This is a genomic window from Candidatus Eremiobacteraceae bacterium (assembly GCA_036511855.1).
Classification (GTDB): Bacteria; Vulcanimicrobiota; Vulcanimicrobiia; order Eremiobacterales; family Eremiobacteraceae; genus JABCYQ01.
This window is the reverse complement of record DATCBN010000029.1, coordinates 15,791-40,265: the sequence shown is the minus strand read 5'-3', so window position 1 is coordinate 40,265 and position 24,475 is coordinate 15,791. Positions and strand designations below refer to the sequence as shown.

Genomic DNA, 24,475 nt, shown 5'->3' with positions numbered 1-24,475 from the left:
TCAACTGAAAGCGATGCGCTTTAAGGTGCCGAAACGCGCGCTATGCCAGTCCCCGCCGGAGCGCAATCCAACAAATCCCTGTCGCGGATCGCGCCGGCAGCTTTTCTCGTCGCAGTCGTCGTGCTTGCCTCTCTTGCCGCGGCGGCAGCGACCCATTCCGCAATCGACCTGATCGGTGACTTTGCCCTCCCTCGTGACTCGTATGACGGCATGGCCCACGAATCGCGTGCCCTCGCCTTTGTCTTGGTCTTGGTCATCGCCATCGCCGGCGTCCTTCGCTTCTTGTGGTCGGCGCTCGACGGCTCGCATGCATCGGCAACCGCGTTTCGCGCGCTCGCGCAGCCGGTGCTCGCGTTGCCCGTGTGGCGCTTCGCGGCCACTGTCATGGTACTAGCACTGATCGCGCTGATGGCGATGGAATCCATGGATGCTCTGCTCGACGGCGTCCGCATCGACGACTTCGCCGACGTGCTTGGGGGATCTATTCCACTCGGCAGCGGCGTCACGCTCGCGATATCGGCCTGCATCGGCGCTGCGGTCTCACAACTATTGCGGGCTCTTGCCGCAGCGCACGAAGCCATCATCGAGATCGTCTGCGCTATCCTTATCGGCGCCCGGCATCCGGGCGGCTCGCCGCGCGGCATTCGAACCGCGCTTTCACTCGAATCGTTCGCCGCGCCCATCTCGATTCTCTCGACCCGCGCCGGAAAGCGCGCACCCCCGCTCCTCTTCGTCTAAGGCGTAACCCCCTCGAACACGCATCGAAGGAGCTGGTTCTGCTATGGTCTTTCTCGAGATACTTCGAGCTTGCGCGCGCACGCACACAGCCGCAATTGCAGCAATGCTGTGCGTGATTCTCGTCGCCCCACTTGCGGCAATTTCCGAGCCGGCCACCGGCGAGATCACCGTCGTGGTCCTGAGCGCCGACAACCGGACAATTTCCGGTGCATTTGTCACGCTGCGCGGAAACAAAGTCGTCCGGTCGTTTCTCACATATCCCGGCGGAGTAACCAGACTTACAGGCCTCGCACCTGGGATCTACGACGTGTCGGTGACTGCGGCCGGATACGCCCCGGTCGGAGGCCGCACCATTGAGATCCGCGGCGGCCAGGAAACCGATGTCCGAATCGAGCTCGTCCGCTCGACGTCTTCGCTTGTCGTACTCGGACACGTGACGACGCGGGCCGGCGAGGCGCTCTCGACGTCGTCGGTGCCGAGTCAGGAGCTGGCGTCGCAACAGTATGCGGCAAGCGGAGGCACCAGCGTCGCCGATCTGATATCGCAAGATGCTATTTCCGTCACCGTCATCAGGCCCGCAGGTGGTAATCCCGCCGCGCCGGCTGTGGTCGCGCTTCGAGGGCCGGACCCAACAGAAACGCTTGTCGACATCGACGGCCACTCCGTCAACAGCGGCGGCACAGGCTCATTTGATCTGTCGCTCGTCGATCCGGCGGAACTCGCCGGCGTGCAGCTTGTCTACGGAATCGGTCCGTCGTCGCTCGTGGGGCCGAACACCATCGATGGCGCGATCAACGTGCGCACGCTCGATCCTACGGCTCAAGGGGCGGGTCTCATCCGCCTGTCCGTTGGTTCGTACGGAGCTTTTGGCGAAACGTTGCAGGCAACGGGATCCGCCGCTCGCCTCGGGTACGCGTTCTCGGTTCATCGCACGACGAGCCAAGGCGAAGTCAACGGGCAGTCGATTTTGAACACCGACGGCGACACGGATACCGTCGGGAGCGCCGTCGACGGCAGCACGGGCTTGCTCAAACTCCGGTACGACCTTGGACTCCGCGGCAGCTACGTCGGATTCACTGTTCGCGATCAGAGCGAGTACCGCGATCTCTCGGCCGCAATGTCGTCGGTTGTCGCATCCGACGAAGGGGGCGGTGACGACGGTGCCGGTCCTGCCGATGAGGAGCCGCCGGTCTTCAACAGCTTCGCCGGGTCATCGCTGCAAGCGCACGACAGCGCGTACGGGCTTGACGTCCAGATGCCGCTCGGACAACCCGACACCGATGGTCAGTATCCGACGACCGCAGTGTTCCGTCACCTCACCTCGCTGGCCGATCAATCTGTCGAAGGTCCGGCATCGAGCACCACGCCGTATCTTTTCAACACGCACGATCTTTCGGCTGACGACACGTTGCAATTCGACCGCACGCTTGCACAGGGAACATTTTCAATCAAATTCGATCTGCGTTCGGAGCGCCTTGACACGCAGACGTTGATCGGCGGAACGCCGGACCAATCGCGCGGCCGCCGGATCGGGCTGCTCGACGATGGCTCCGGACCGCAGCCGCTCCCCGAACTCACGCAGACGCAGCGATCGGCCGTCGTTCGCTACGCGTTTGACACGACGCCGAAACTCCACTACAGCGCGGCCCTGTACTTCAGCAACTTCTCCAGCTTTGGATCGAGCACGGATCCTCGTTTGGGTCTCGTGTGGACGCCGACCGCGCAAACCGCGGTCCGCGTCTCGGCGGGCATCACATTTCAATCGCCTCAACTTCCGGAGCTATTTCTTCCATCGGAACTGCCGCCTCCGGATGCCGACGGTTTCATCAACGTGGGCAATCCGAATTTGAAAGCGGACCACGCGACCGACTACGACCTTGGCATCGCACATGTGCTCAGCGCCGAGCACAATACGCGTTTCGACTTCGACGTCTACCAGACGAACGTGCGAACTCCGGCCGTGCGCTTCTTTCCGCCCGTTCAGTGTCTTCCACCCAACAACCCGCCGCCGCAAGAATGCGAAAGCTTTCCGATCAACGCCGGTGGCGCGGTCTATCGCGGCATCGAGTTCCGCGCCGAACGCGCCGTCGCCGCGTCGACGGTTGTGCGCTTTGCCTACAGCGTTGACAGTTCGTTCGTGACGTCCGTGAGTCCGGACTTCCAAGACGGCACCATCGTTCCGGGCGAACAGTCGGCCGGCGTGCCCCTGCATCGGGCAGTGCTCTCGCTGCAACGTGACCCTGGACTGGGGTTCGCGTACGAGATCGGCGCCTCGTACGAGGATGCGTTCAACGAACTCAACCGGCCCGCATATGCCACCATACATGCCGGCGTCGCCTTGCGCGGGAGGGTGTTCGACATCGGATTATACGGAACGAATCTCACGAACGCATACGATGACCGCTTCACGCTTGCGGATCAGGGGCGACCGTACGGAGGTGCGGACGGTCCCCTGCCCACCGATGCTTTCTCGCTACAAGGCAGGGCGGTCACCTTAGTGCTGACCCGCCGGTATTGAAGCTTGTCGCCCTGTAGGAGGGTGAATGTACTAGGGCAAGCATCGCTTGCCCCGTATTTGGGTGAGCGTTGCTCACCCTACTACGGAACGACCGGCAATCACGCGTTTGCGACGGGGATAAGGATCCGGTCCATCTCCGCAAATGTCTCCGGTCGGATATGCAGATCGGCTGCCGCCACGTTCTCATCGACTTGGTCGGCCTTCGTCGCGCCGACGATGACGCTCGACGCCGCATGTTGCCGCAGGCACCATGCAAGCGATAGCTGTCCGAGCGACGCTTTGTGTTCCTGTGCGATCGGCTTGAGCCGCTGCACGGCGTCGAGCACGTCTTGCTTGAAGAAGCTATCCATCATGTCGGCCGATGCGCCGGCCGCACGCGTACCGGCGGGAGCGTTCTTGACCGACTGATACTTGCCGGTGAGCACGCCCATGGCGAGCGGCGACCATACCACGTTTCCGATGCCGAGACTCTCGCACATCGGGAGCACTGCCGCTTCGATGTGGCGCCAAAGCGCGCTGTATTGCGGCTGATTGCTGACGGGCCGTGACCAACCGCGTTCTTTGCAGATCGACACGGCGCGCAATATCTGATCGGCCGTCCACTCGGAGGTGCCCCAATATAGCACCTTGCCCTGCCGTATGAGGTCGTCCATGACTTGGCACGTCTCCTCGAGCGGCGTGTTGACGTCATAGCGATGACACTGGTAAAGATCGACGTATTCGACGCCGAGCCGCTTGAGCGACCGGCTGCATTGTTCGAATACATGCTTTCGCGATAGACCGTGGTCGTTCGGTCCCTCGCCCATGGGGAAGAACACCTTTGTCGCAAGGACGTACGAATCGCGAGGATAGGTCCGTAATGCGCCGCCAACGACTTCTTCTGCGCGGCCGCGCCCGTACACGTTGGCGGTGTCGAAGAACGTCACACCCTTGTCATAGGCGCGCGCGATGCAAGCGGCGGCCGTGTCTGCCTCGACGCTGCCGCCATAGGTCAGCCACGAGCCAAGGCCAACGGCTGACACTTTAACGCCAGACCGGCCGAGATTGCGATATTGCATGGTCGTCCTCCGGGTCTTCACAAAGGCTGTCGCTCTTTGAATGGAAGCAGGATGAAGTCCGCTTGTGCTCCGAACGAAGGCGCGTGCAACTAATTCGTAAGGAGTTGATGGGACGGCCGCTCTATGCAGTCATCGTCGGGATGGCTATGGTCGCGATGCTGCCGGCGCACGCGCAGGCTTCGGTGGCTCGCACGGCCTCGTTTGCCGCGGTGCGCGGCACGCCTGCAAGTGAGAGCGACGCGTCTTTAGCGGATCCGGTTTGGCAAAAAGCGCTTTCGGTGACCGGCTTCTACGACATCACCACCCACGTCGTCGCGCCGCTCGCCACCACCGCGTCGGTGCTGTACGACGCCGACAACATCTATGTCGCGTTTCGCAGCGAGCAATCGGGCGCTCAGATCCACGCCGCGCAAACCACGAACAACGTGGGCTTCGGCCAGGACGATTTCGTCGGCGTCGGACTGGACCCGTCCGGCAACGGCACCCAGGTCTACTATTTCGAGACGACGCCGCGCGGCGTCCGTTATCAGCAAGCCAGCGAATCGACGCGATACGACCCGCCGTGGCGAGCATATGCAAGCGTCAATGGCACCGCATGGAACGCCGTCTTGGTCATTCCGCTGAAAGTGCTGCGCGCAAGCGGCGGCCACGATTGGCGCTTTAGTTTCATACGCGGCGTCGCGGCGGTCGGCGAGCATTACACCTGGGCGTATAACGGCGTGATGCAAGACGCCCAGCCGCCTGCATATCCGCTCTTCACCGATGCTCGTTTCTGGCCGTCGCTCACCGGCGTCGATATCAAAACGCGGGCAGCGAGACCTCAGCCGCGCGCGGAACTCTACGGTTTGGAAAGCGCCGGAAGCGACCGCAAGCAGTTCCAGCAGGCTAACGGAGCGTTTACCGATCAACCGGTCAGAAATTACGGGCTCGATTTCACGTATCCCACAACCAACACCATCTCAGTCGTCGGAACGCTGAACCCGGATTTTTCCAACGTCGAAGTGGACCAGCAGACCATCGCGCCGCAGGAATTCCGCCGGAATCTCAACGAGTACCGGCCGTTTTTCGCACAAGGCGCGCAATACTTCTCGCCATCTCAAGCGCCGGAGGGTGGGCTTTCAGGGCCTGCCTATCAGGTGTTCTACACGCCCGGCATCGGCACGTTCGACCGCGGTCTCAAACTGGAAGGCACGTACGGCCTGCAATCGATCGGATTGCTCAACGTGCGCGGCCTCGCACCGGATGGTTCCGCCATCGACGACAGCGCGTTCGGCTTCAATCACCAATTGTCTGACGGCACTTTTGCGTACTGGGTGGACGGCGTCTTGGCGCACCACGATATCGGCGACGATTCCACCGTCGAGTCGGGCTTCAAAGGCCGCGATCTCGCCAGCGGATTCGTCTACGGCTACAATCAGGCGCTCGAAACCAGCAATCTGTCGCTTGCCCCTCAGGCATTCGGCTACGAACGCAACGGATTCGTCGACGTGCACAAGCCGAACTACGAATGGCTGTACGGCTACGAAGACATCAGCCCGGGCTACTCGCCGCTCGACGGCATCACGCCATTCAACGACGCCCGGGGGCCCATCTACACGTTCGATTCGAACACCACGTGGGCGGGCGTGAAGTCGTTCACCTCGTTCCTCGCCGGCGACCGGCTACTCGCGCGCGATGGAACGGTGCATTCCGCCGATTTCTTCGGCAACGTCGATTTCGTGTTCCCGGACCTGGTGCAGGTCAGCCTCTCTCAAGCTACAAGCGAGTTCGACGATCCGATCTTCACGGGCGGCGTCGCGCTTCCGTTCAATGCGACCACGCTTGCTTTGGGGTATCGCGATGGCACCCCGTCACCGGTGGACGCGTCGTACGGCGCCGGCCGGTTTTCGAATTTCTACCTGCAGCAGTTCGCGTCGTCTACGTCGCGGGCACTTGGAACGCGCTTCAACCTCACGCTCGAGTATGACGGCACGCACGAGCGATTTGACAACGGCTCTAACGACGGACAATTGCTGCGACGCATAGGCATCGGCGAGTCGTTCGGTCCGGATACGAACGTGTCGATCGCGCTTCGCTCAGTCAACGGAAACGGCGGATTCGCCGCACCGGGCATCAACCTCGCGGTCGGCCTTCACGAGCGGTTTCACAACAGCGACGAGCTGTTCATCAACTTCGGGACCCCGGCCGCAAGCGCCACCCTGGACCGGCTCATCGTCAAGTACGTCTTGCGCATCGGCGGCGGCGCCGGCACGTGATCCGGTCGTCGAGGGCAAGCGTACTAGGGCAAGCATCGCTTGCCCGGAAAAAATGGGCAAGCGATGCTTGCCCTAGTACAGTGCGGCGGCGAGGTCCTCGATCAGGTCGTCGGGATGCTCCAGCCCGATCGACAGGCGCAGCAGATTGCGCGGTGTCTTCGTATCGGGCCCTTCCACCGATGCACGATGTTCTACGAGGCTCTCGGGCCCTCCGAAACTAGTCGCGCGTGTGAACAGCCGGACGCGCGCGGCCACGCCCATCGCTTCCTTTTCGCCGCCTCGTACCTGAAACGAGAGCACTCCGCCAAATCCCGGATAATGCACGGCCTCGACATTTGCATGGGCGCGCAAGAAGGCCGCCACGACACCGGCATTGGCGGAGTGCGCGCGCATCCGGTACGGCAACGTCCTGATTCCCCGTTGCACGAGCCAACATTCGAATGGTGACGGCACGGCGCCGGCCGCATGCTGGATGTGGCGGATCCGATCGAACAGCGCTGACGATTGCCGCGTCACGACGGCGCCCCCAATGACGTCGCTGTGGCCGCCTAGATATTTTGTGGTGGCATGGACCGCAAGATCGACGCCGCACTCGAACGGCCGCTGGAAAACCGGCGTGGCGAGCGTGTTGTCACACGCGGTCGCGACGCCTGCAGCTTTTGCGAACGCCGCGATCGCCTCGATGGGCGCGACGTCGAGCATCGGATTGCCCGGCGATTCGATCCAAACGAGTTTCGTCTCGGACGTCAGTGCGTCTCGCACCGCTGCGGCGTGGCTCATGTCGACGAACGTGGCGCGAAGGCCCCAGGGTTCCAAGAGGTCGGTGAGGATGACGCGCGTGCCGTAGTAGGCGTTGGCCGGCGCGACGACGTGCGCGCCGCGGCCGAGCGCGGAGAAAACAGCATGGGTCGCCGCCGAACCCGATGCGAAGGCGGCCGCGTCCACACCGCCCTCGAGCGACGCCAACGTGCGCTCCAGCGCCGACCGATTCGGGTTGCTGCGACGAGCATACGAATGGCCGTGTGGGTAACCGCCATCCGCGCCACGTTCGTAGATCGTTGAGAGATTGATGGACGGCGTCACCGCGCCCACGCCGGGGCTCGGTTCCGTGCCTGCATGCACCGCGATGGTTTCCAGTCGCATCGAAAACCTAATTCTTCAGCTCGATGCCAAAGGACGGGAGGCGTGGACCGTTGTTCAGCAGCGCGTTGCGTTCTCCGTAGAATAGACGGAGCCGCTCGCTCAGGCGCAGGTTTCCGTAAATGTCGAACTTCGGATGCTTGGCGTCGTAGAGCCGAGCGTCGAGAGCGATGATGCCTCTGGGGTTGAGCACGGCCTTCAAACCAAGCGTAGAGTAAAGGATGCCGCCGGAAAGCGTGAGTCCTGGCGAACGCGATGTCTCGAACAGGGCGTTGTAGGTCGTGTGGTAGCCGAGATCGTTCGCACCGAGCGTCACGTGCGAGCCAAGGCTCGGCAGCAACGTCAGGTTGATGTCGCTTGCGGGACCCCCGCCTGCGTTGCTCCATGTCTCCCTGATGCTTGTCGAAAGCAACGCTAAGCCTTGGCGGGCTTTCCGGACCGCCGCAGGTTGTGAGACAAGTGGGCCCGGCGTTCCGCCGTTAGCACCCGGTTTTGGCTGTGGCCCCGGTGACGACGGCGGCTGCCCTCGCCCGTTCTGCGGAGCGCCGTTCCCGGAGTCGTTTGCGAAATTTCCCAACAGCAAATTCGCTCGAGCGATGGCGGCGCTTAGATTGCCGACTGCCCCTTTCAGATTGGATTGGACGTCTGGGTCGCCCGTGATGCTGTGCACATCGGTTGCGATGGCTTTTATTTGGGCAGCCGCTGCCGAGATGCTATCCGCGGTGGACAATAGATTTTTCTTCAGCGACGGGTCCGATGTGATCGCAGCGATATTTTCCATAGACCGTCGAGCGCTCGTCGACGTCGCTGCCAGATTTTCCAGCAGCAGATTTATGCGCTTGCGGTTGTCGCCGATCATCCCATTCGTGCTGGCCGTGACCTGCTGCAGGTTTGCCCCGCTCGTGACGACCACACGGTTGAGGTCGGACACGGTCGCGTCTAGATCGGCCGATAACCGGACGAGCGTGCTGTCTGCATGAACGACAAGCTGGTCGCTATGATTTGCCAGGCCGTAAAAGGCCCGCGTTATCCGCGGCAATTCGCGGTTAACCGTCGCGATGGTGGCGTCGAGCGAATGCAGCCGCGATTCGCCCTCGGTGGCCAGGTCGGCGAGCGAGGGCGGCAGCTCACCCTCGGGCATTTCCGCCTCGTTTCCAATCTCGTGCGGCAGTTTCGTGGCCTTTGCCAGAACTTTCGGCGGATAGATCTGAACGGAAGATTGGCCGGTCAACGTGGTGGTGATGATGAACGTCGACTCGCGATAGATATCGTTCGCAGGATTGATGTTGCAGATAACGACCGCGGTCTGGTCGGGCAGCAGCCGGACGTCGCTCACGACGCCGACGTCCACGCCGGCCAGCTGCACCGCCGAGCCGGACTGGAGTCCGGCGGTGTTCTTGAAATGCACCCCGATGTCGTAACCCGCGTGCTTGGAGTGTTCGAGAACGTAGTAAACCGCCACCGCGCCCGCCAGGGCGAGGATGGTGAAGATTCCCACGCGTATTTGGCTGCCCACGTCAACGCCCTCCGCGGCTATATCGGGATCGGGCCAACTTCGCTGCCCTCAAGAAATTGTTGTACGATCGGGTTCTTCGAAGCCTTGATGCGGCTTACTGGGCCGTACTCGATGATCGTGCCTTCGAAGAGCATCGCGATATTATCGGCGATCGCATAGACCGACGGCATATCGTGCGAGACGACGACGCACGTCGCCTTGAGCTTCGTCTGCATCCGCTTGATCGTGTCGGTGATCACGTGCGTCATGATCGGGTCGAGTCCGGTTGTGGGTTCGTCGAAGAGGATGATCTCGGGATCGTTCACGACCGCGCGCGCGAACCCGATGCGTTTTTGCATACCGCCCGACATCTCGCCAGGCATCTTCTTATCGACGCCTTCGAGGCCGAGCGCCTCCAGCGTCTGATCGACGCGTGCCCGGATCTCGTCGTTCGAAAGCGTCGTGTGCTCGTATAAGGGATAGCCCACGTTTTCGCCGACGGTCAGCGAGTCGAACAGCGCCGAGTATTGAAACGCAAAGCCCATCTTCTTGCGGATGTCGATCATCGCGCGTTCGCTCAAGTGCGTGGTTTCGACTTTGTTGATGAACACATGGCCCCGGTGCGCCCGCCGAAGTCCGTTGATGACCCGCAAGATGGAAGACTTGCCGGCCCCCGACAACCCGATGACGCACGTGATCTCGCCACGTTTGCAGTCCATCGAGCAATCCGAGAGCACGATCTTCGGTCCGTAGCGCATCTCCACGCACTGCAGGCTGACGGCGACGTCGTCCGGCGGCAGCTGGGCGGGCTTTTCGAGATGGCTCGGATCGCTACGATCGATCATGGCCGGCCATCAGAAGAATAGGAACGACAGCACGAAGTTGAATCCGAAGATGAGGATGATCGCCGTGACGACCGCACTCGTCGTGACCTTGCCGACGCCTTCGGCGCCGCCGCGCGCCCGGAGCCCCTCGAAGCAGGCGACCAACGCGACGATCAAACCAAATACGGCAGCTTTGAACAGCCCCTTGTAGAAGTCGTCCATGATGACCATCTGTTGGACCGACCGCCAGTAGATCGTAGGTGCGAGATGCACCTGCCACTCCGCCATGTACAACCCGCCGAGCACGCCGACGATATCCGCGAATATCGTCAACATGGGCACGGTGATGATGCAAGCCAGAAGGCGCGGTGCGACCAGTACCTTTGCCGGACTCACGCCCATGGATTGCAGCGCTTCGACTTGCTCGGTCACCACCATAGATCCTAGCTGAGCGGTGACGGCGGCTCCTGCGCGTCCGGCGAACACGATGCCGGTGAGCATGGGACCGAGCTCGCGGATCTCGCCCGATGCCACGGTGCCGCCGATGAACGTGGCGAAGCCGTACGCGACGGCTTGAGCCGCCGCCTCAAGCGAAATGACCATGCCGGTGAACAGCGACGTCAAGATGATGATCGGCCACGATTGCACGCCCAGGAAATAGACCTGGTGCATCACCTCGCTGAATCGGAATCGCAGCGTGAAGATGTAGCGGCACGAGTCGGCCAAGAGCATCGACATGCCGCCCGCGTATGCGAAGAAGCGCCGGATATTGTCGATGCCGGGGATCTCCGGATTGTGAGCCGCGACGCTCATAGGATGGCCTCCCCGCCGGCGGTTTCGCGCAGCGCCGAGAGCACGCCGCGCGCGCCGGCCAGGCGCCGTTCCGCGACTCCACGTTCCGCCTGCAGATTGTACTGCCGCTGATAGAGTTCGTCGAGCTTGCGATCGATATCGGCCAAATGGTTTCGGGCCTCGCGCTCGAGCGAGGCGAAATAGCGCTGGGCGTGACGCCTGAACTCCGCGTCGGAATCCGGCGACGCTTCGACACGGAGGCGTTCGCGCGCTCGCTGCAGGCTGCGGTCGGTGATGCGAAAGGCGTCGACCAGATCGGTGAGGGCCGGTCCCGCCGAATGAGCCGTACTCACGGCTTGCCAACCTTTGCCGCAACCGCTTTGCCGCCGAAGTTGGGCAATCCGAATTCCGCCAGCGCGCCGCGCTGCGCGTCGATCAAAGCGCTGATGCCGCGGCCGGCAAGCGCGAGCATCCGATCGAGCTCGTTCTTGCTGAACGGCTCATCTTCTGCCGTGCCTTGCACTTCGACGTAGCGTCCATCGCCGGTCATGACGACGTTCATATCCGTTTGCGCTCGCGAATCCTCCTGATAGTCGAGGTCGAGCAAGGGGCGCCCGCCGACGACGCCCACGGATACCGCCGCCAGCCAGTCGACGACCGGCCATCCTCGCAGCGTACCCGCAGCTCGCACTTTCGAAAGCGCGAGGCAGAGAGCGACGAATGCGCCGGTGACCGACGCGGTCCGCGTGCCGCCGTCTGCTTGGATCACATCGCAATCGAGCGTCACCGTCCGTTCGCCAAGCGCCCGCGTGTCGACGACGGACCGCAGGCAGCGCCCGATCAATCTTTGGATCTCGTGCGTGCGTCCGCCGACGCGGCCTTTCGACGATTCGCGCGGCGTCCGGTCCGCAGTGCTTTGCGGTAACAAGGAGTACTCGGCCGTCACCCAGCCGACGCCTTGGCCCTTGAGAAACGGAGGCACGCGATCCTCGATCGCCGCCGCGCACAACACCTTGGTCTCGCCGAAAGAGACCAACGCAGATCCGCTGGCAAACCGGAGATAGCCCGTCTGAATCACGACCGGCCGCAATTCGTCGTCGGCGCGGCCGCCTTCGCGTCCGGAGGAAATCATCGAAGCACCGCTATTCCACAGTTACCGTCTTGGCGAGGTTGCGCGGCTGATCGACATCGCACCCCTTACGATCGGCGATGTGGTAGGCGAGCAACTGCAGCGGCACGACGTTGACGATCGGCGCGACGAGATGATGCGTCTGGGGCACCGTGAGCACCACGTCTGCGGTCTCGAGGACGCCGGAATCGTCGGCGTTGGCGATCGCGATGATGCGGCTCTCCCGCGCTTTGGCCTCGGACATGTTGCTCAGGACCTTCTCCTGCACGGGGCCGCGCGTGGCGATGACGACGCACGGAACGTTTTCGTCGAGCAGCGCGATCGGCCCGTGCTTCATCTCGCCCGCGGCGTAGCCCTCGGCATGGATGTACGAGATCTCTTTGAGCTTCAGCGCGCCCTCAAGCGCGATGGGAAAATTCACGTGTCGGCCGAGGAACAGCACGCTCTGCGCCTTCGCGTAGCGCCTCGCGACGGGGATGACCTCCTCATTGACGTTCAGCGCCTGATCGACAAGCGCCGGAAGGTCTTGCAACGCGTTGCCGATCTCCTCAAGCGTTGCCCGGTCGACGGTGCCGCGAAGGCGCGCGAGATGGAGCGCGAGGAGCGCCATGGCGACGCATTGCGCGGTGAACGTCTTGGTGGCGGCGACGCCGATCTCCGGTCCGGCATGCGTGTAGAGCACGCCGTGCGCGCTGCGCGAAAGCGAAGACCCGACGCGGTTGCACACGCCGAGCACCGTTGCGCCGCCGGTTCGCGCGATGCGCACCGCCTCGAGCGTGTCGGCCGTCTCGCCGCTTTGCGAGACCGCGATAGCGAGGCTGTCGGGTTCGACCACCGCATCGGCGTAGCGGAATTCGGAGGCCAGCTCGAGCTCGACGGGAAGTTTGGCCAGTTGCCGGATGAGATACATGCCGTACACTGCGGCGTGATACGCCGTGCCGCAGGCGAACATAGTGATCTTCTTTATCTTCAGAAGGTCGGAATCGGAGATGCCGATATCGGGAAGATGGACGAGACCTGTTTCGTCGATCCGGCCGGCGAGCGTATCCCGGACCACTTTTGGCTGCTCGTAGATCTCCTTCAGCATGAAATGCTTGAAGCCGCCCTTTTCCGCCGCGCGCACATCCCATGAGACGTGGGTGATCTCGCGGGTCACTTTCTCGCCGTCAAATGTGGTGATCTCCGCGCCCCCGCGCGTGACGACGACGACCTCTCCCTCTTGGATGATGAGCTGCTTGCGCGTGTAGTGGAGGATCGCGGGGATGTCGGAGGCCACGAAGATCTCGTCGTCGCCCAAGCCGACGATGAGCGGCGAGGCGCCGTTGCGCGCGAAGACGATGCGCTCGGGATCGTCGGCCGAGAGCACGCCGAGCGCGTACGCGCCTTTGACGACCGCGAGCGTGCGCCGAACGGCCGCCACCAAGTCCCCGTCTCTAAATTCTTCCTCAAGGAGATGGGCGAGCACTTCGGTGTCGGTCTCGCTCACAAATTTATGACCCTCGCCGATGAGGTCCGCTCGCAACGCGGCGAAATTCTCTATGATGCCGTTGTGGATGACGGCGATCCGGCCGCTGCAATCCATATGCGGGTGCGCATTTTCGTCGGACGGCCGGCCGTGGGTAGCCCAACGCGTATGCCCGATGCCGATCGTGCCGTGCAGCGGGTGGCGCGTCAGCGCCTCCTCGAGATTGCCGAGCTTGCCGACGCGCTTGCAGCCGACGATGTCGTTGCCATCGACGAGGGCCACACCCGCCGAGTCGTAACCACGGTATTCCAGGCGTCGCAGGCCGTCGAGCAGAACCCCGACCACGTCGCGTTTGCCGATATACCCAACGATGCCGCACATCTCAGGCGCTCCTGTCCTTAGCCCGAAGCCGGGCGACTCTCAATCGCTCGGCCGTCAATACGGCGCGCAATTGGCCGAGAGCGGTTTCAAGCGCGTCATTCACGATGAGGTAGTCGTAATCGATCACGAAACGCTCTTCCAATTTCGCGATCTCGAGCCGTCGCGCGATGTCGGCGGGCGTCTCGGTGCTGCGCCGCTCCAAGCGCTGCGCCAGCGCGTCGTCCGACGGCGCGGTCAAGAATACAAGCACCGCTTGCGGAAAAGCGCGTTTGATCGCGAGAGCGCCGTTGACTTCCGGCTTCATAATCACATCGCGGCCGGCCGCCAGCGCGTCCAGGACGAACTGCTTCGGCGTGCCGTAAAGATTGTTGGCGTATTCGCGCGTCTCGATAAACGCATCCTCAGCCATCATCCGCTCGAATGTCGCTCGCGAAATGAAGAAGTAATGGATCGCGTCGATTTCGCCGGGGCGCGCTGCGCGGGTCGTGGCCGACGTCGAATACGCGAGCGTTGGTTCCTGACGCCGCAATTCTTCGATCAGACTGTCCTTGCCGACGCCGGAAGGCCCGGATACAACCAGAAGCACCGATTCTCGACCGATGGCAGCGGGATTCAGAATGCTTCGTCCTCTCGTCTATGACACTCGACGTCTGGCTCGTCGGCCGGCTGGCACTTGAATTGGACGAGCGCCTGCGTGGCGCCCGCGTCCAGTCGTTGCGAAGTGAGCCGCTGGGACTTGCAATGGCGTGTCACCGGCGCGGTACGCAAGTGGCGCTCATCGCCTCGCTGGCGCCCGAAGGTCCGCTGCTAGCCGCTGTCGAGGGCGATGCCGAAGAATACGAAAGCGGCCCCGCTGGTTGGACGGGCGCTGTGGCCGCGCTCTTGCGCAATGCCACGGTCGAGGCCGTCCACGCCGTTCCGCACGACCGCATAATCAACGTGGATTTGACTTCTCGTTCGGCGTTTGGCGTGCCTTCCCGGCATCGACTCGTGTTCGAGTTGGAACCGCGCAAAGCGAACGCGCTCGTCCTTCGCCCGATCGATGGCGGCGGATTCACGGTATTGGCTGTGGCAAAAACGATCGAAGGTGCAGAAGGTGCGCGCGACGTCGCAGCCGGCAAGCCGTACGAACCGCCGCCGGCGCGTAATACTTCCGCCGACTCTGCTGCTCGAATCCCGGCACTCGACGCCGAACGAGCGGCAGGCGGCGAACCGCGCGAGCTTGCCCGCAGGCTGAGCATCGCCGAACCGTCGTGTTCTCCGCCGCTTGCGCGCGAGGTCATCCAACGTGTATTGCGCGACGGCGACGCCGCGCCGTCGCTCGCCCGCACACTGGAAGAATGGTCGGCATTGCGGACGGACGTCGCTCGATGCGCGGCCGACATTCACGCGCCGGTCTTCGCGTACATGCGCGGCGGAACCGCGGTTGCCTGTCATTGCGTCCCCCTCAGCTGGGCGCCGGGGGCCGCTGAATCGCACGCGTCGCTGAACGAAGTGTGCGCACAGGAGCTTTCCTTCGCGCGCCGCCGCCGCAATGCGCCGCTTGCGGCAGCGCTACGCAAGCGGTTGGGGGTCATGCTTTCCCGGTGCGCCGACGAATCTGCGCGATTGCGCGCCGCGCAGGTGGCGGCGGCCGAAGCCGATTCGCTGCGCATCTCGGGAGACGCGATCTACGCCCATCTGTCGGAGCTGACGTCCGGCCAAGACTTCTTCACGACCCGCGATGGAACGACGATCGTCCTCGACCCGCTTCTCGATCCCAAAGAGAATGCGCAAGCGTATTTCAAGCGCTTCCGCAAAGCGCGCAGCGGTCTTCCGCGGATCGCCGAGCGCCTGCTCGCGCTCGAAGCCAACCGCGCTTTGTGGGAGCAGATGCTCTGGGAAGTAGAACGCGCGGAAGAGACCGGCGATCCCGGCGCGTTCGACGAGGTCGCCGAGGCCATCAATCTGCGGCGATCGCAACGCACTGCCGCGGGCGCCCGCTCTCCCGCACGCAAGGACCGCACCGTGGCGCTTCCGAGCGGTGCCATCGCGCATGTCGGAAGATCACCCAAAGACAACGAGCGCGTCACGTTTTCCGTGGCCGGGCCAAACGATCTCTGGTTCCACGCGCGCGGCATTCCGGGCGCTCACGTGGTGATTCGAGCGCCGGACGGCCGTTCGACGGCGACCGACGACGACATACTCGCTGCGGCCGCGCTGGCTGCGGGCCAGAGCCGCGGCGCCGCCGCGGGAAAGGTGGAAGTGGACTTCACCCAGCGCAAACACGTGCGCAAGCAGGGTAAAGGCCGGCCCGGACTTGTCTGGTACACGGATTTCAAGACGGTGCTCGTCGCACCGCGCAAGATATGACAGGGCGCCCGTATTAGGGCAAGCATCGCTTGCCCAATTGGGTGAGCGTTGCTCACCCTAGTACGGGTTGCTCACCCTCCTGCAGAGCTAGGCGCGTTCGACGAACATGGCGTCGCCGAAGGAAAAGAACCGGTAACGTTCGGTGACGGCGGTTTGATATGCCGCAAGCATCCGTTCGCGGCCCGCGAACGCGCAGACCAGCATGAGGAGCGTGGAACGCGGCAGATGGAAATTGGTGATCAACGCGTCGACGGCGCGAAAAGCGAACGGCGGATAGATGAAGATCCCCGTTGTACCTGCGCCTTCCGTTATACGGCCATCTTCGTTCACCGCCGATTCCAACGCGCGCAACGAAGTCGTGCCGACGGCGACGATGCGTCTTCCCTGCGTGCGCGCTGCGTTGACCGCGTTAGCAGTGGACGCCGGAATTTCGTAGCGCTCGCGGTGCATGACATGCATGCGGATGTCGTCGGCCGTGACCGGCGCGAACGTTCCGGCTCCGACGTCCAGCGTCAGCGTCGCCCACTCCACGCCATCGGCGCGTAGCTGGTCTAACAGTTCCTCGGTGAAGTGAAGACCCGCCGTGGGCGCGGCCGCGGCCGCGGCCTTGCGCGCATAAACCGTTTGATAACGTTCGCCGGCATCTGCCGGCGGCTCGGTTATATACGGCGGAAGTGGAATGGTTCCGAAGCGGCTCATCGCATCGTCCGCGCTGATCCCAGCGAACCGTACGACCCGGCCGCCTCCAGGCGTCCGATCGCCGATCTCAATCGTCGCGCCCTCCGCGAGCTTTAGAAGTTCGCCCGGCCTGATGCGCCGGCCCGGGCGCACGAGCGCTTCCCACGATTCGGCCGTGTCCGCCGGGTGCAAGAGCAACACTTCGGCCGCGCCTCCGCCGGCGCGGGTGGCGCGAAGACGTGCACGCAACACGCGCGCATCGTTTGCGATGAGAAGGTCGCCCGGCCGCAACTCTCGGCGGATTTCGGAGAAGTGGCGGTGACGAACGGCGTCGTCTCGCGGCACGACCAGCAGCCGCGACCCGTCGCGTTTCTCGGTTGGCCTCTGTGCGATCAGCTCGCGCGGCAGCGCGTATTCGTATGCGGCCGTGCGATGTTCGTCCACGCTCGCGGCGGACGGTGCGGTCACGGACCGTTGCTCGTCAGCGGCGCATTGCTCGGCGCATCGGCGATCGTGGTGAGCGCCGTTCCTCTGAAATAAAAGCGCAGAATGCCCGGATAATCGAAGCGATCCGCCGCCATAGTCCGTGCGCCCCATTGCGACATGCCGACGCCATGACCGAAGCCGGTCCCCATCACGCGGATCACGCGACCGTTCAGCGCGACGGATGAGATTCGCGTGCTGCGAACGAGATGGCGGCCCGCCAGCCGCCGGAAATCAAAACCGGATAGTGCCGCGCTTCCAACCGAACCCGTCAGCAGAACAGATCGCAGCCGGCCCGAGCTATCGGTGGCACCCATTGCGACCCCAGTCAGCGAGCCGACGGGAGCGATGAGCGCGTTGACCGATTGCGCAAACTCGGCGGCGTTGACCGACGCCGACCAATAGCGGTCTGGTGAACCCGCAGCATAAGGGTCGCGAAGCGGAACGAGATATGGTTGCGGATCCGATAGCGCCGCTCCGTCCGCGGTATATCCGCCATCATCGGCGGAGTAGTACGCGTGCACGATCTGCCCGTCGTAGACCAGGATTGCGCCGCGCGTCGAGTCCACCGCGGCGATCACCGCAGGGGACTCGCCATCGATGCCGCGATACGCCTGATCCGCTTCACCAGCCACCAAGTCGTAGCCGACATCGTCGCGGATGCCGAGCCGCCCGATCGCATACGTGCGCGCGACGACGGCCTGGGCCTTCAACGCCGCGGCGGGCCACGACGCAGGCATTTCGCTGCCGACGACGCCGTACAGATATTGCTCCAGATCGATGACGTTGACGACCGTGATCTCGCCGTCGGGATCGACTTGCACGATGAAGCTGCCGCGGTAGGGCATTCCGTCGACGGCGATCGGCAAACCAAGCGGGGAGACGATGGCGATCTTTTGACCGGCGGGGATCGATCCCGCGATGATGAGGCGGCCGGCGACCGCTCGCAGATCCAGTACGGTCGCGAGGTCCGGCGCGACGAACGGTAGCCCGAGGACGCTTTGGTCGAGCGGCCGGACCAGCAGCGCCGACTCCGATGCGATGACGGTGGCGTGCACGTGCCTCGCGACAGCGATGCGAACGGGCTCATCGGCTCGTGCGGGCGTGGGAACAAGCGCGCATAGCGCGATCACGGCTACTTGGCCCCACGCAAGGTATCTCCAGCCATCGCTTTGGCAAGCGGCGGCGCGTTCGCGCAATCTCAAAGCAATCGCGGCGGGTCGTTTGCGGGCGCTCCGATATGCGCCTTTGCGGCGGGCGTCGCGCGCCGGCCCCCGGCGGTGCGCTGCAAGAAGCCGATCTGCATCAAATAGGGCTCCACGACGTCCACCAACGTCGCTTCTTCTTCGCTGAGGCTTGCGGCAAGTGCGCCGATGCCAACCGGTCCGCCATTGTATTGTCCGATGAGCGCGTGGAGAAACGCGCGGTCGAGCGGATCAAGCCCGAGCAGGTCGATGCGTTCGAGTTGGAGCGCCGCCTGGGCCACTTCGCGGTCGATCGCACCGCCGGCTTTGACTTCAGCGAAGTCGCGGACGCGGCGCAGCAACCGGTTGGCGATGCGCGGCGTGCCACGTGCACGCCCGGCGATCTCGCGGCCGCCGTCGCGACCGAGCGCGACGCCGAGGACGTCTGCGGAGTGGGTGACGATTGTGTGCAGCTCGTCCGCACTGTAGTATTCCAGGTGATGGACGATACCGAATCGGTCGCGCAGCGGCGCCGACAGCATGCCGACGCGCGTGGTGGCGCCGATCAACGTGAACTGCTGAAGGCTGATCTTGATCGTCTTCGCGTATGCGCCCTTATCGACCATGAAATCGATGGCGAAATCTTCCATCGCCGGATACAGAAATTCTTCGACCACACGCGGGAGACGGTGGATCTCGTCGATGAACAGCACGTCGCCGCGCTGCAAGTTCGTCAGAATGCCGACGAGATCGCCGGGCCGTTCTAGCGTCGGCCCGGATACCTGATGAAACGTCGCGCCGAGGTCGCGCGCGATGATGTTCGCCAGCGTGGTCTTCCCTAGACCAGGAGGACCGTGGAGCAGTACGTGATCGAGGGGTTCGGCGCGCCGTCTGGCCGCTTCGATCGAGATCTTCAGATTTTCGACGACTGCGGTCTGTCCTACGTAACGATCGAAGCCTGCCGGACGAAGCGTGACGGCGATGATCTGTTCTTCAACGGTTTCCTCCGGGCTGACGATCGCGCGGCGCGTGGACGCGTCGCCCGTCTGATCACCGTGGATCGTGGGTTTGCGCGGCGGCATGGTCTATGGTATTGGGCGCACCGGAGCGGTGGCCTGCCACGTGTCCGCCGACGACTTCGTGATGCTCCACGCTGCGCCAACGCGTCACTAAGAACCGGTCGTCCTCCGGATAGAAAACCGCCCGTTCCGGCGCTGGTCCGGCGAATCGTTTAATCGAATCCATGGAATCCCATAAACTGACGAACGTGAATTCCGCGACGCCTTCGACGATGCGGCGCGTGACAATGACGCCTCGATTGCCTTGTAGCGACTCGATCTCGGTGACGCCGGTCGCGGTCATGCAGTCGGCATACGCTTGCGCGTCTTCCGCCGTGGTCGTGCCCTTCCAAACGCGCGCGATCATGTTCGCATCTCCCCGGTGTGCTCCGGTGCTATTTGTATGTCGGCCGTCAGTAACCTGTCACATATCTTTGCTGGTTATGCTGCGCGATACCGCCAAAAGGCCAACGTGATGCGGCTTTCTTCCGACTTCGGTACGGCGGTGCATAGTTGTCGTGTCAAAAAATGCCACACAATGACTACGCTCGTCCGTCCGTCTGCGCTTGGCGACCGTCCGGCGATCCGCCGCATCTACAATCAAGGCATCGCAGAGCGATGCACGCTTGGAGACCCGGGAGAAATCCGCGGCGGGTTTCCAGACGGCTCCTGACTAGCGGATTCGTCTATTCAAAGTTCGCACGAGCGCAGCACGGCCGCTTCCTTTTCGGCGGTCAGCGTTGCGACCGCATCGTCGGGCCGTCCGTGCTCGCGGTCCCACGCACGCACCGCGGCGATCGTGGCGCCGATCGGCCGGCACGCAAGACCGTCGCGCCGTGCCTTCGAGGAATCGAACGTCAGAAACCCGCCGGCCGCCTGTGGTATCCACAACGGCAGCTCCACCCACGGCTCGACGCCGAAATCCAAAAGCCGCTGTGGGTCGATCCAATGCAGGCGAGCATCGGAACCAAGTACGGCGATGCATTCGTCCATCAATTCCGACATCGTCGTCCGGCGCGCGGGTCCGTCTGCGTTATACGTGCCCGACAATCGTTGCTCGAGCGCGAGCAGAAGCCACGCGGCGAGATCGCGCACGTCGACGAACTCAACGGGCGCGTCCGGCGGACTCGGCGCGACGACGTCGCCGCCGCGCGCGATCCTACGAACCCAGTAGGCAAAACGATGGGTTGTGTCGTCCGGACCGGCTATGAGGCCGGGGCGCACGACAAGCAGCTTGGCCGCGAATGCGTCTCGTGCGCGGCTCTCACAGAGCGCTTTAAGCGCGCCGTAGTGCTCGAGCGTCATCGCATCGGGCACGGGTACGGGCGGGTCGGCGACTGCTGCGGACTCGTCGAGATCGCCCGACTCGCCTGAATAGACGCTCACGGATGAGATGAGACAATAGCGCGCACATCTCTTTTCGAGCACCGATGCAGACGCCGCGATTTCGTTCGGATGAAAAGCGCACGTGTCGACGACGACGTCGTACCAGCCTCCGTTCAGCGAATCGAGGTCGCGGCGCCGGTGGCCGTGCACTTGGCGCAGAGCGGGCATTTCCGGTAGCCGCCGCGACCCGCGGTTGAACACCGTCACTTGGTGCTCTCTCGCCAATGCCGCTCTGACAAAATGAGGGCCGAGAAACCGAGTCCCTCCGATGACGAGGATATTCACGGCGCGGCCGGCCGCTGTTGCTTGTAGATTTCCGCGAGAAGGTCTTCAGCGTTCGCGATCCCCTTGTTGGCGGCCATCGCCTCGGTAGCCATGCGCTCGGCTTCGCCGCGCCGGTATTGCAATTGCAGCAGTACGTCGATCGCTTCGGCGACGAAATCCGGATGTGCGGCCGGACGCTTGCCGTCCTCTTCGCCGCGGATGAGGCCGAAGCGCGATACCTTGCCTTGCAATTTGGCGATGATATCCTTGGCTTTTTGGGCGCCGATACCCGGAAGGCCGCGCAAGCTCGCGTGGTCGCCTTCATCGATGCGCCGCGCGATCTCCGCCATCGGCCTGGAAAACGCGCGAGCCGCCGTTTTCGGTCCGATGCTCGCGACCGTGAGCAGAGCTTCGAAAAAATCTCGCTCAACGGTGTTCGTGAATCCGACGTAGTTGGCGGTGCCGCGGTTGCCGTCGATCTGTAGGTATGAAAATATCTCAAGCCGCAGCGGGTCGCCGATCGCGACTGCGCTGAGCTTGTCTGCGACACACCCGGGCAGCAGTATCGAATAGGAGAGCCCGGCGGTCTCGATCAGTACCGTGTTCTCGCCTCGTTCGCGCAGCGTACCGTCGATTCGCGAAAAGGTCATCGCTGCGACCCGCGAGACACGGCTCCCGGCGCACTGCGCCGTGCGTGCGTGATGGCTAGCGCCAGAGCGTCGGTCACGTCCGTCTGGTCCGGCGCTTTGCGAAGCCGCAGCGTCTGCACCACCATCGCCGCCACCTGGGCTTTCGAAGCGGCCCCTCTGCCCACGAGCGCGCGCTTGACGCGCGTGGCCGCATAGTCGTACACGGGCAAACCGCGCAATGCCGCCGCGCACACGAGCGCGCCGCGCGCGTGTGCCATGAGGATCGCGGTGCGCGGAAAAGCGGGGCGCGAGAATATCTCTTCTACAACCATGGCATCCGGCCTCAACGACCGGATCACGTCCAGCAGTCCGCGCTGCAATTCAGCGAGCCGCTCCGGCAACGCCGCCGATCTGCCTGGCGCGAGCACGCCGCCTTCGATGAGCCGCAGCTCGCGACCGCTCGTGTCGATCATGCCGTAGCCGGTCGAGTACAAGCTCGGATCGATGCCCAGGATACGCACGCGTCAGTGGCCCGGCTGCGGGCCAAGCACCAGATTGACGACCGTCACGCCCGACGGCGGAACGCCGCCCATCGGCGGATCGGTGGCGACGACTTTGGCGTCCGGCGGACTACCTGGCGCGAGAATCACTTTGGCGACGGTGAAGCCTGCCTTTTCGAGCACCGCCCGTGCAGCGTCGACAGTCATGCCGAGGACGTTGGGAATCACCATGGGAGACTTGCCTTGATCGGCCGGTGAAGCGCTGGTCGCCGGTTCGGGTAGTGGACTTGCGACCGAATTCGCAGCGATCACGAGATCCACCGTGCCGCCTTGCGCCGTTTGCGCGTTTGCCTGCGGATTTTGGCTGACCACGGTTCCCGGCGTCGTGCCCGAATCCATCGCCTGCGCGATATTCCCGACCGCGAGTCCGGCCTGGCTGAGCACGCGGCGCGCGTCGTCAACCGTTCCGCCGACCACGCTCGGCACCGCGACCGCGTTTGGCCCGCCGCTGACCGTGACCATCACTGCCGAGTGCGGCTCTGCCGGCGTGCCGCCGGTCGGATCCTGATCGATGATCGTGTGCGCAGGAATGTTGTCGCTTGCGACAACCTGAGCGACTTGCATCGTCAAACCCAGCTTCGTCAGTGCGGCTCGCGCGTCGCCATCGGTCAAGGACACGACGTTCGGCACCGAGACGGCTTGCGGACCGCTGCTCGGAAACAATACGACGGTGCCCGATTTTTCGGCCGGCGACCCGGCGCCCGGATTTGTTTTTGCGACCGCACCTACCGGCACGCTGTACGAATGGATGGTGGTGCCGACTTGCACGGAAAATCCCGCGGCCGCAAGCGTCGCCGTGGCGGTTTTCAGATTCTTTCCGACAACGTTTGGAACGGCTGTGCTTTGCGGCCCGGCGCTCACCATCAACGTGACCCGGTCGGTCGGCCGCATCGCCGAACCCGCCGGCGGCTCGGTGCCGTCGATCAACCCGGCCTGGGTTTTGGGATCCGGATGCTGTTTGATCGACACGTCATCGATGCCGGATTGATGAAGCAGATCGACAGCATCGGAGACGGCCTTACCTCCTACATCGGGCATGCGAAGGCCGCGCGCAGAACTTTGCATGGCCGTGAAGACGCCCGCGACGATGAGTACGATTGCGAAGGCGGCTGCAGCGAAGATCGCCAGCCGGCGGCCGCTCCATGTGGCCGGCGCTGCGTCGTCGGCGGCCACTGAAGCGCGCCGGGCGGCGGAGCGACGGCGTATGACCGCCGTCGGACTGTCTAGGCCCGGTTCGTCCTCGTCGGCGTTGGACTCGCCGCGCGCGACGCGGCGCAGCGCGCCGAGCAATTCTCCAGCGGTTTGATAACGATTTTTCGGCGCCGGATCGATGAGCTTCAGAATGATCGCGCCCAATGCCGGCGAGACGCTCACCGCGAGCGCTTCCGCATCCGCACCGCTCGCCTGCCCCGCCGCGACTTCTTGCGCCGACTCGCCGGGATATGGCCGCTTGCCGGTGACCATTTCATACATCACGACGCCGACGCTGTACAAATCGGTGGCTTCGCTGAGGGCGTCGCCCGCCAACACCTCCGGCGCGCAGTATGGCACGGAGCCCATGATCGCGTCGCTCGCCGTGCCTTGCGTCTCGGCGGCGCCGGCTATCCCGAAGTCGGCGACGCGAACGTCGTCATCGGGCGTCACGAGGATGTTCGACGGCTTGATGTCGCGATGGAGAAGGTCGGCGCGGTGCGACGCCGAGAGCGCGCGACAGATCTGCTGCGTGTAGCGAATGGCGGCGGCTTCGGGCAATTTGCCTTCGCGTTCGATCAGCGCCGCAAGGGTTTCGCCGCCGACGTACTCCTGCACGATGTAATTGATGCCGTCGTTCTCGCCCACATCGTACGTATTGACGATCTTGGGATGGCTGAGCCGGGCGGCGGCCTGCGCCTCTTGATAGAAGCGTTGCACGAAGTCTTCATCTGCCGCGAATTGCGGCCTGAGCACTTTTATCGCGACTTGCCGATGAAGCAAAAGGTCATAGCCGCGATAGACGAAGGCCATCCCGCCCTCGCCGATCTTCGCGTCCACCCGGTATCGATTGTTGTATATCATGCCCCGGGATTGCCGTTTCGACGGTTTGCAC

22 protein-coding genes are annotated in these 24,475 nt (G+C 63.6%); 5 read left to right on the top strand and 17 right to left on the bottom strand.

Translation table 11 applies throughout. The features are described from left to right. Window positions 1-42: 42 nt before the first annotated feature. Window positions 43-738 (top strand): hypothetical protein, encoded by a 696-nt coding sequence (locus tag VII69_04490; protein HEY5094361.1) that lies wholly within the window; start codon window positions 43-45, stop codon window positions 736-738. 112 nt (window positions 739-850) lie between these two features. Further along, a complete protein-coding gene (locus tag VII69_04485) occupies window positions 851-3,256 on the top strand; it encodes a TonB-dependent receptor (GenBank protein HEY5094360.1) in 2,406 nt (801 codons plus the stop codon). A 98-nt stretch (window positions 3,257-3,354) separates the two neighbouring features. On the opposite strand, the gene VII69_04480 is transcribed toward VII69_04485, so the two are convergent. Further along, entirely contained in the window at window positions 3,355-4,314 is a 960-nt protein-coding gene (locus VII69_04480; protein ID HEY5094359.1) for an aldo/keto reductase family protein, read from the bottom strand. 83 nt (window positions 4,315-4,397) lie between these two features. Between VII69_04480 and VII69_04475 the strand changes: the two genes are divergently transcribed. After that, entirely contained in the window at window positions 4,398-6,569 is a 2,172-nt protein-coding gene (locus VII69_04475) for a DUF5916 domain-containing protein (protein HEY5094358.1), read from the top strand. Window positions 6,570-6,641: 72 nt separating this feature from the next. On the opposite strand, the gene VII69_04470 is transcribed toward VII69_04475, so the two are convergent. Genes VII69_04470 through gmk form a run of 8 tightly spaced genes read right to left on the bottom strand, consistent with a single transcriptional unit; the run spans window position 6,642 to window position 14,381 of the window. Next, a complete protein-coding gene (locus tag VII69_04470; protein ID HEY5094357.1) occupies window positions 6,642-7,712 on the bottom strand; it encodes a PLP-dependent transferase in 1,071 nt (356 codons plus the stop codon). A 7-nt stretch (window positions 7,713-7,719) separates the two neighbouring features. Next, window positions 7,720-9,225: an MlaD family protein gene (locus VII69_04465; GenBank protein HEY5094356.1), complete on the bottom strand. Its 1,506-nt coding sequence runs from the start codon at window positions 9,223-9,225 to the stop codon at window positions 7,720-7,722. 17 nt (window positions 9,226-9,242) lie between these two features. Further along, on the bottom strand, window positions 9,243-10,049 hold the full coding sequence (locus VII69_04460) for an ATP-binding cassette domain-containing protein (protein ID HEY5094355.1): 807 nt from the start codon (window positions 10,047-10,049) through the stop codon (window positions 9,243-9,245). Between the two features lie 9 nt (window positions 10,050-10,058). Continuing rightward, entirely contained in the window at window positions 10,059-10,841 is a 783-nt protein-coding gene (locus tag VII69_04455; GenBank protein HEY5094354.1) for an ABC transporter permease, read from the bottom strand. After that, window positions 10,838-11,173, bottom strand: a complete 336-nt coding sequence (locus VII69_04450; protein HEY5094353.1) for a hypothetical protein — start codon at window positions 11,171-11,173, stop codon at window positions 10,838-10,840. The genes VII69_04455 and VII69_04450 overlap by 4 nt, the downstream gene beginning before the upstream one ends. Then, window positions 11,170-11,952: a ribonuclease PH gene (gene rph, locus VII69_04445; protein HEY5094352.1), complete on the bottom strand. Its 783-nt coding sequence runs from the start codon at window positions 11,950-11,952 to the stop codon at window positions 11,170-11,172. The genes VII69_04450 and rph overlap by 4 nt, the downstream gene beginning before the upstream one ends. A 10-nt stretch (window positions 11,953-11,962) precedes the next feature. Beyond that, a complete protein-coding gene (gene glmS, locus VII69_04440; GenBank protein HEY5094351.1) occupies window positions 11,963-13,795 on the bottom strand; it encodes a glutamine--fructose-6-phosphate transaminase (isomerizing) in 1,833 nt (610 codons plus the stop codon). Window position 13,796: 1 nt separating this feature from the next. Next, complete coding sequence (gene gmk / locus VII69_04435; GenBank protein ID HEY5094350.1) at window positions 13,797-14,381, bottom strand: guanylate kinase; 585 nt, start codon at window positions 14,379-14,381, stop codon at window positions 13,797-13,799. Between the two features lie 50 nt (window positions 14,382-14,431). Between gmk and VII69_04430 the strand changes: the two genes are divergently transcribed. Next, entirely contained in the window at window positions 14,432-16,147 is a 1,716-nt protein-coding gene (locus tag VII69_04430) for an NFACT family protein (GenBank protein HEY5094349.1), read from the top strand. An 87-nt stretch (window positions 16,148-16,234) separates the two neighbouring features. Here VII69_04430 and queA read toward each other — a convergent pair whose 3' ends face one another. The 4 genes from queA to VII69_04410 form a co-directional block, all read right to left on the bottom strand. Continuing rightward, complete coding sequence (gene queA / locus VII69_04425; GenBank protein HEY5094348.1) at window positions 16,235-17,293, bottom strand: tRNA preQ1(34) S-adenosylmethionine ribosyltransferase-isomerase QueA; 1,059 nt, start codon at window positions 17,291-17,293, stop codon at window positions 16,235-16,237. Beyond that, window positions 17,290-18,441: a SpoIID/LytB domain-containing protein gene (locus tag VII69_04420; protein ID HEY5094347.1), complete on the bottom strand. Its 1,152-nt coding sequence runs from the start codon at window positions 18,439-18,441 to the stop codon at window positions 17,290-17,292. The genes queA and VII69_04420 overlap by 4 nt, the downstream gene beginning before the upstream one ends. A gap of 68 nt (window positions 18,442-18,509) precedes the next feature. After that, a complete protein-coding gene (gene ruvB / locus VII69_04415; GenBank protein ID HEY5094346.1) occupies window positions 18,510-19,574 on the bottom strand; it encodes a Holliday junction branch migration DNA helicase RuvB in 1,065 nt (354 codons plus the stop codon). Continuing rightward, entirely contained in the window at window positions 19,543-19,917 is a 375-nt protein-coding gene (locus VII69_04410) for a hypothetical protein (GenBank protein HEY5094345.1), read from the bottom strand. Before VII69_04410 ends, ruvB begins: the two co-directional genes overlap by 32 nt. 171 nt (window positions 19,918-20,088) lie before the next feature. On the opposite strand from VII69_04410, the gene VII69_04405 reads away from it, so the two are divergent. Beyond that, complete coding sequence (locus VII69_04405; protein ID HEY5094344.1) at window positions 20,089-20,223, top strand: hypothetical protein; 135 nt, start codon at window positions 20,089-20,091, stop codon at window positions 20,221-20,223. A gap of 17 nt (window positions 20,224-20,240) precedes the next feature. Here VII69_04405 and VII69_04400 read toward each other — a convergent pair whose 3' ends face one another. Genes VII69_04400 through pknB form a run of 4 tightly spaced genes read right to left on the bottom strand, consistent with a single transcriptional unit; the run spans window position 20,241 to window position 24,444 of the window. Next, window positions 20,241-21,221 (bottom strand): NAD-dependent epimerase/dehydratase family protein, encoded by a 981-nt coding sequence (locus VII69_04400; GenBank protein HEY5094343.1) that lies wholly within the window; start codon window positions 21,219-21,221, stop codon window positions 20,241-20,243. Next, the gene (ruvA, locus tag VII69_04395; protein ID HEY5094342.1) at window positions 21,218-21,850 is read right to left on the bottom strand and encodes a Holliday junction branch migration protein RuvA; all 633 of its coding nucleotides are present in this window, start codon (window positions 21,848-21,850) and stop codon (window positions 21,218-21,220) included. Before ruvA ends, VII69_04400 begins: the two co-directional genes overlap by 4 nt. Next, window positions 21,847-22,350: a crossover junction endodeoxyribonuclease RuvC gene (gene ruvC, locus VII69_04390; protein HEY5094341.1), complete on the bottom strand. Its 504-nt coding sequence runs from the start codon at window positions 22,348-22,350 to the stop codon at window positions 21,847-21,849. Before ruvC ends, ruvA begins: the two co-directional genes overlap by 4 nt. Window positions 22,351-22,353: 3 nt before the next feature. Then, window positions 22,354-24,444: a Stk1 family PASTA domain-containing Ser/Thr kinase gene (pknB, locus tag VII69_04385; GenBank protein ID HEY5094340.1), complete on the bottom strand. Its 2,091-nt coding sequence runs from the start codon at window positions 24,442-24,444 to the stop codon at window positions 22,354-22,356. Between the last annotated feature and the right edge of the window lie 31 nt (window positions 24,445-24,475).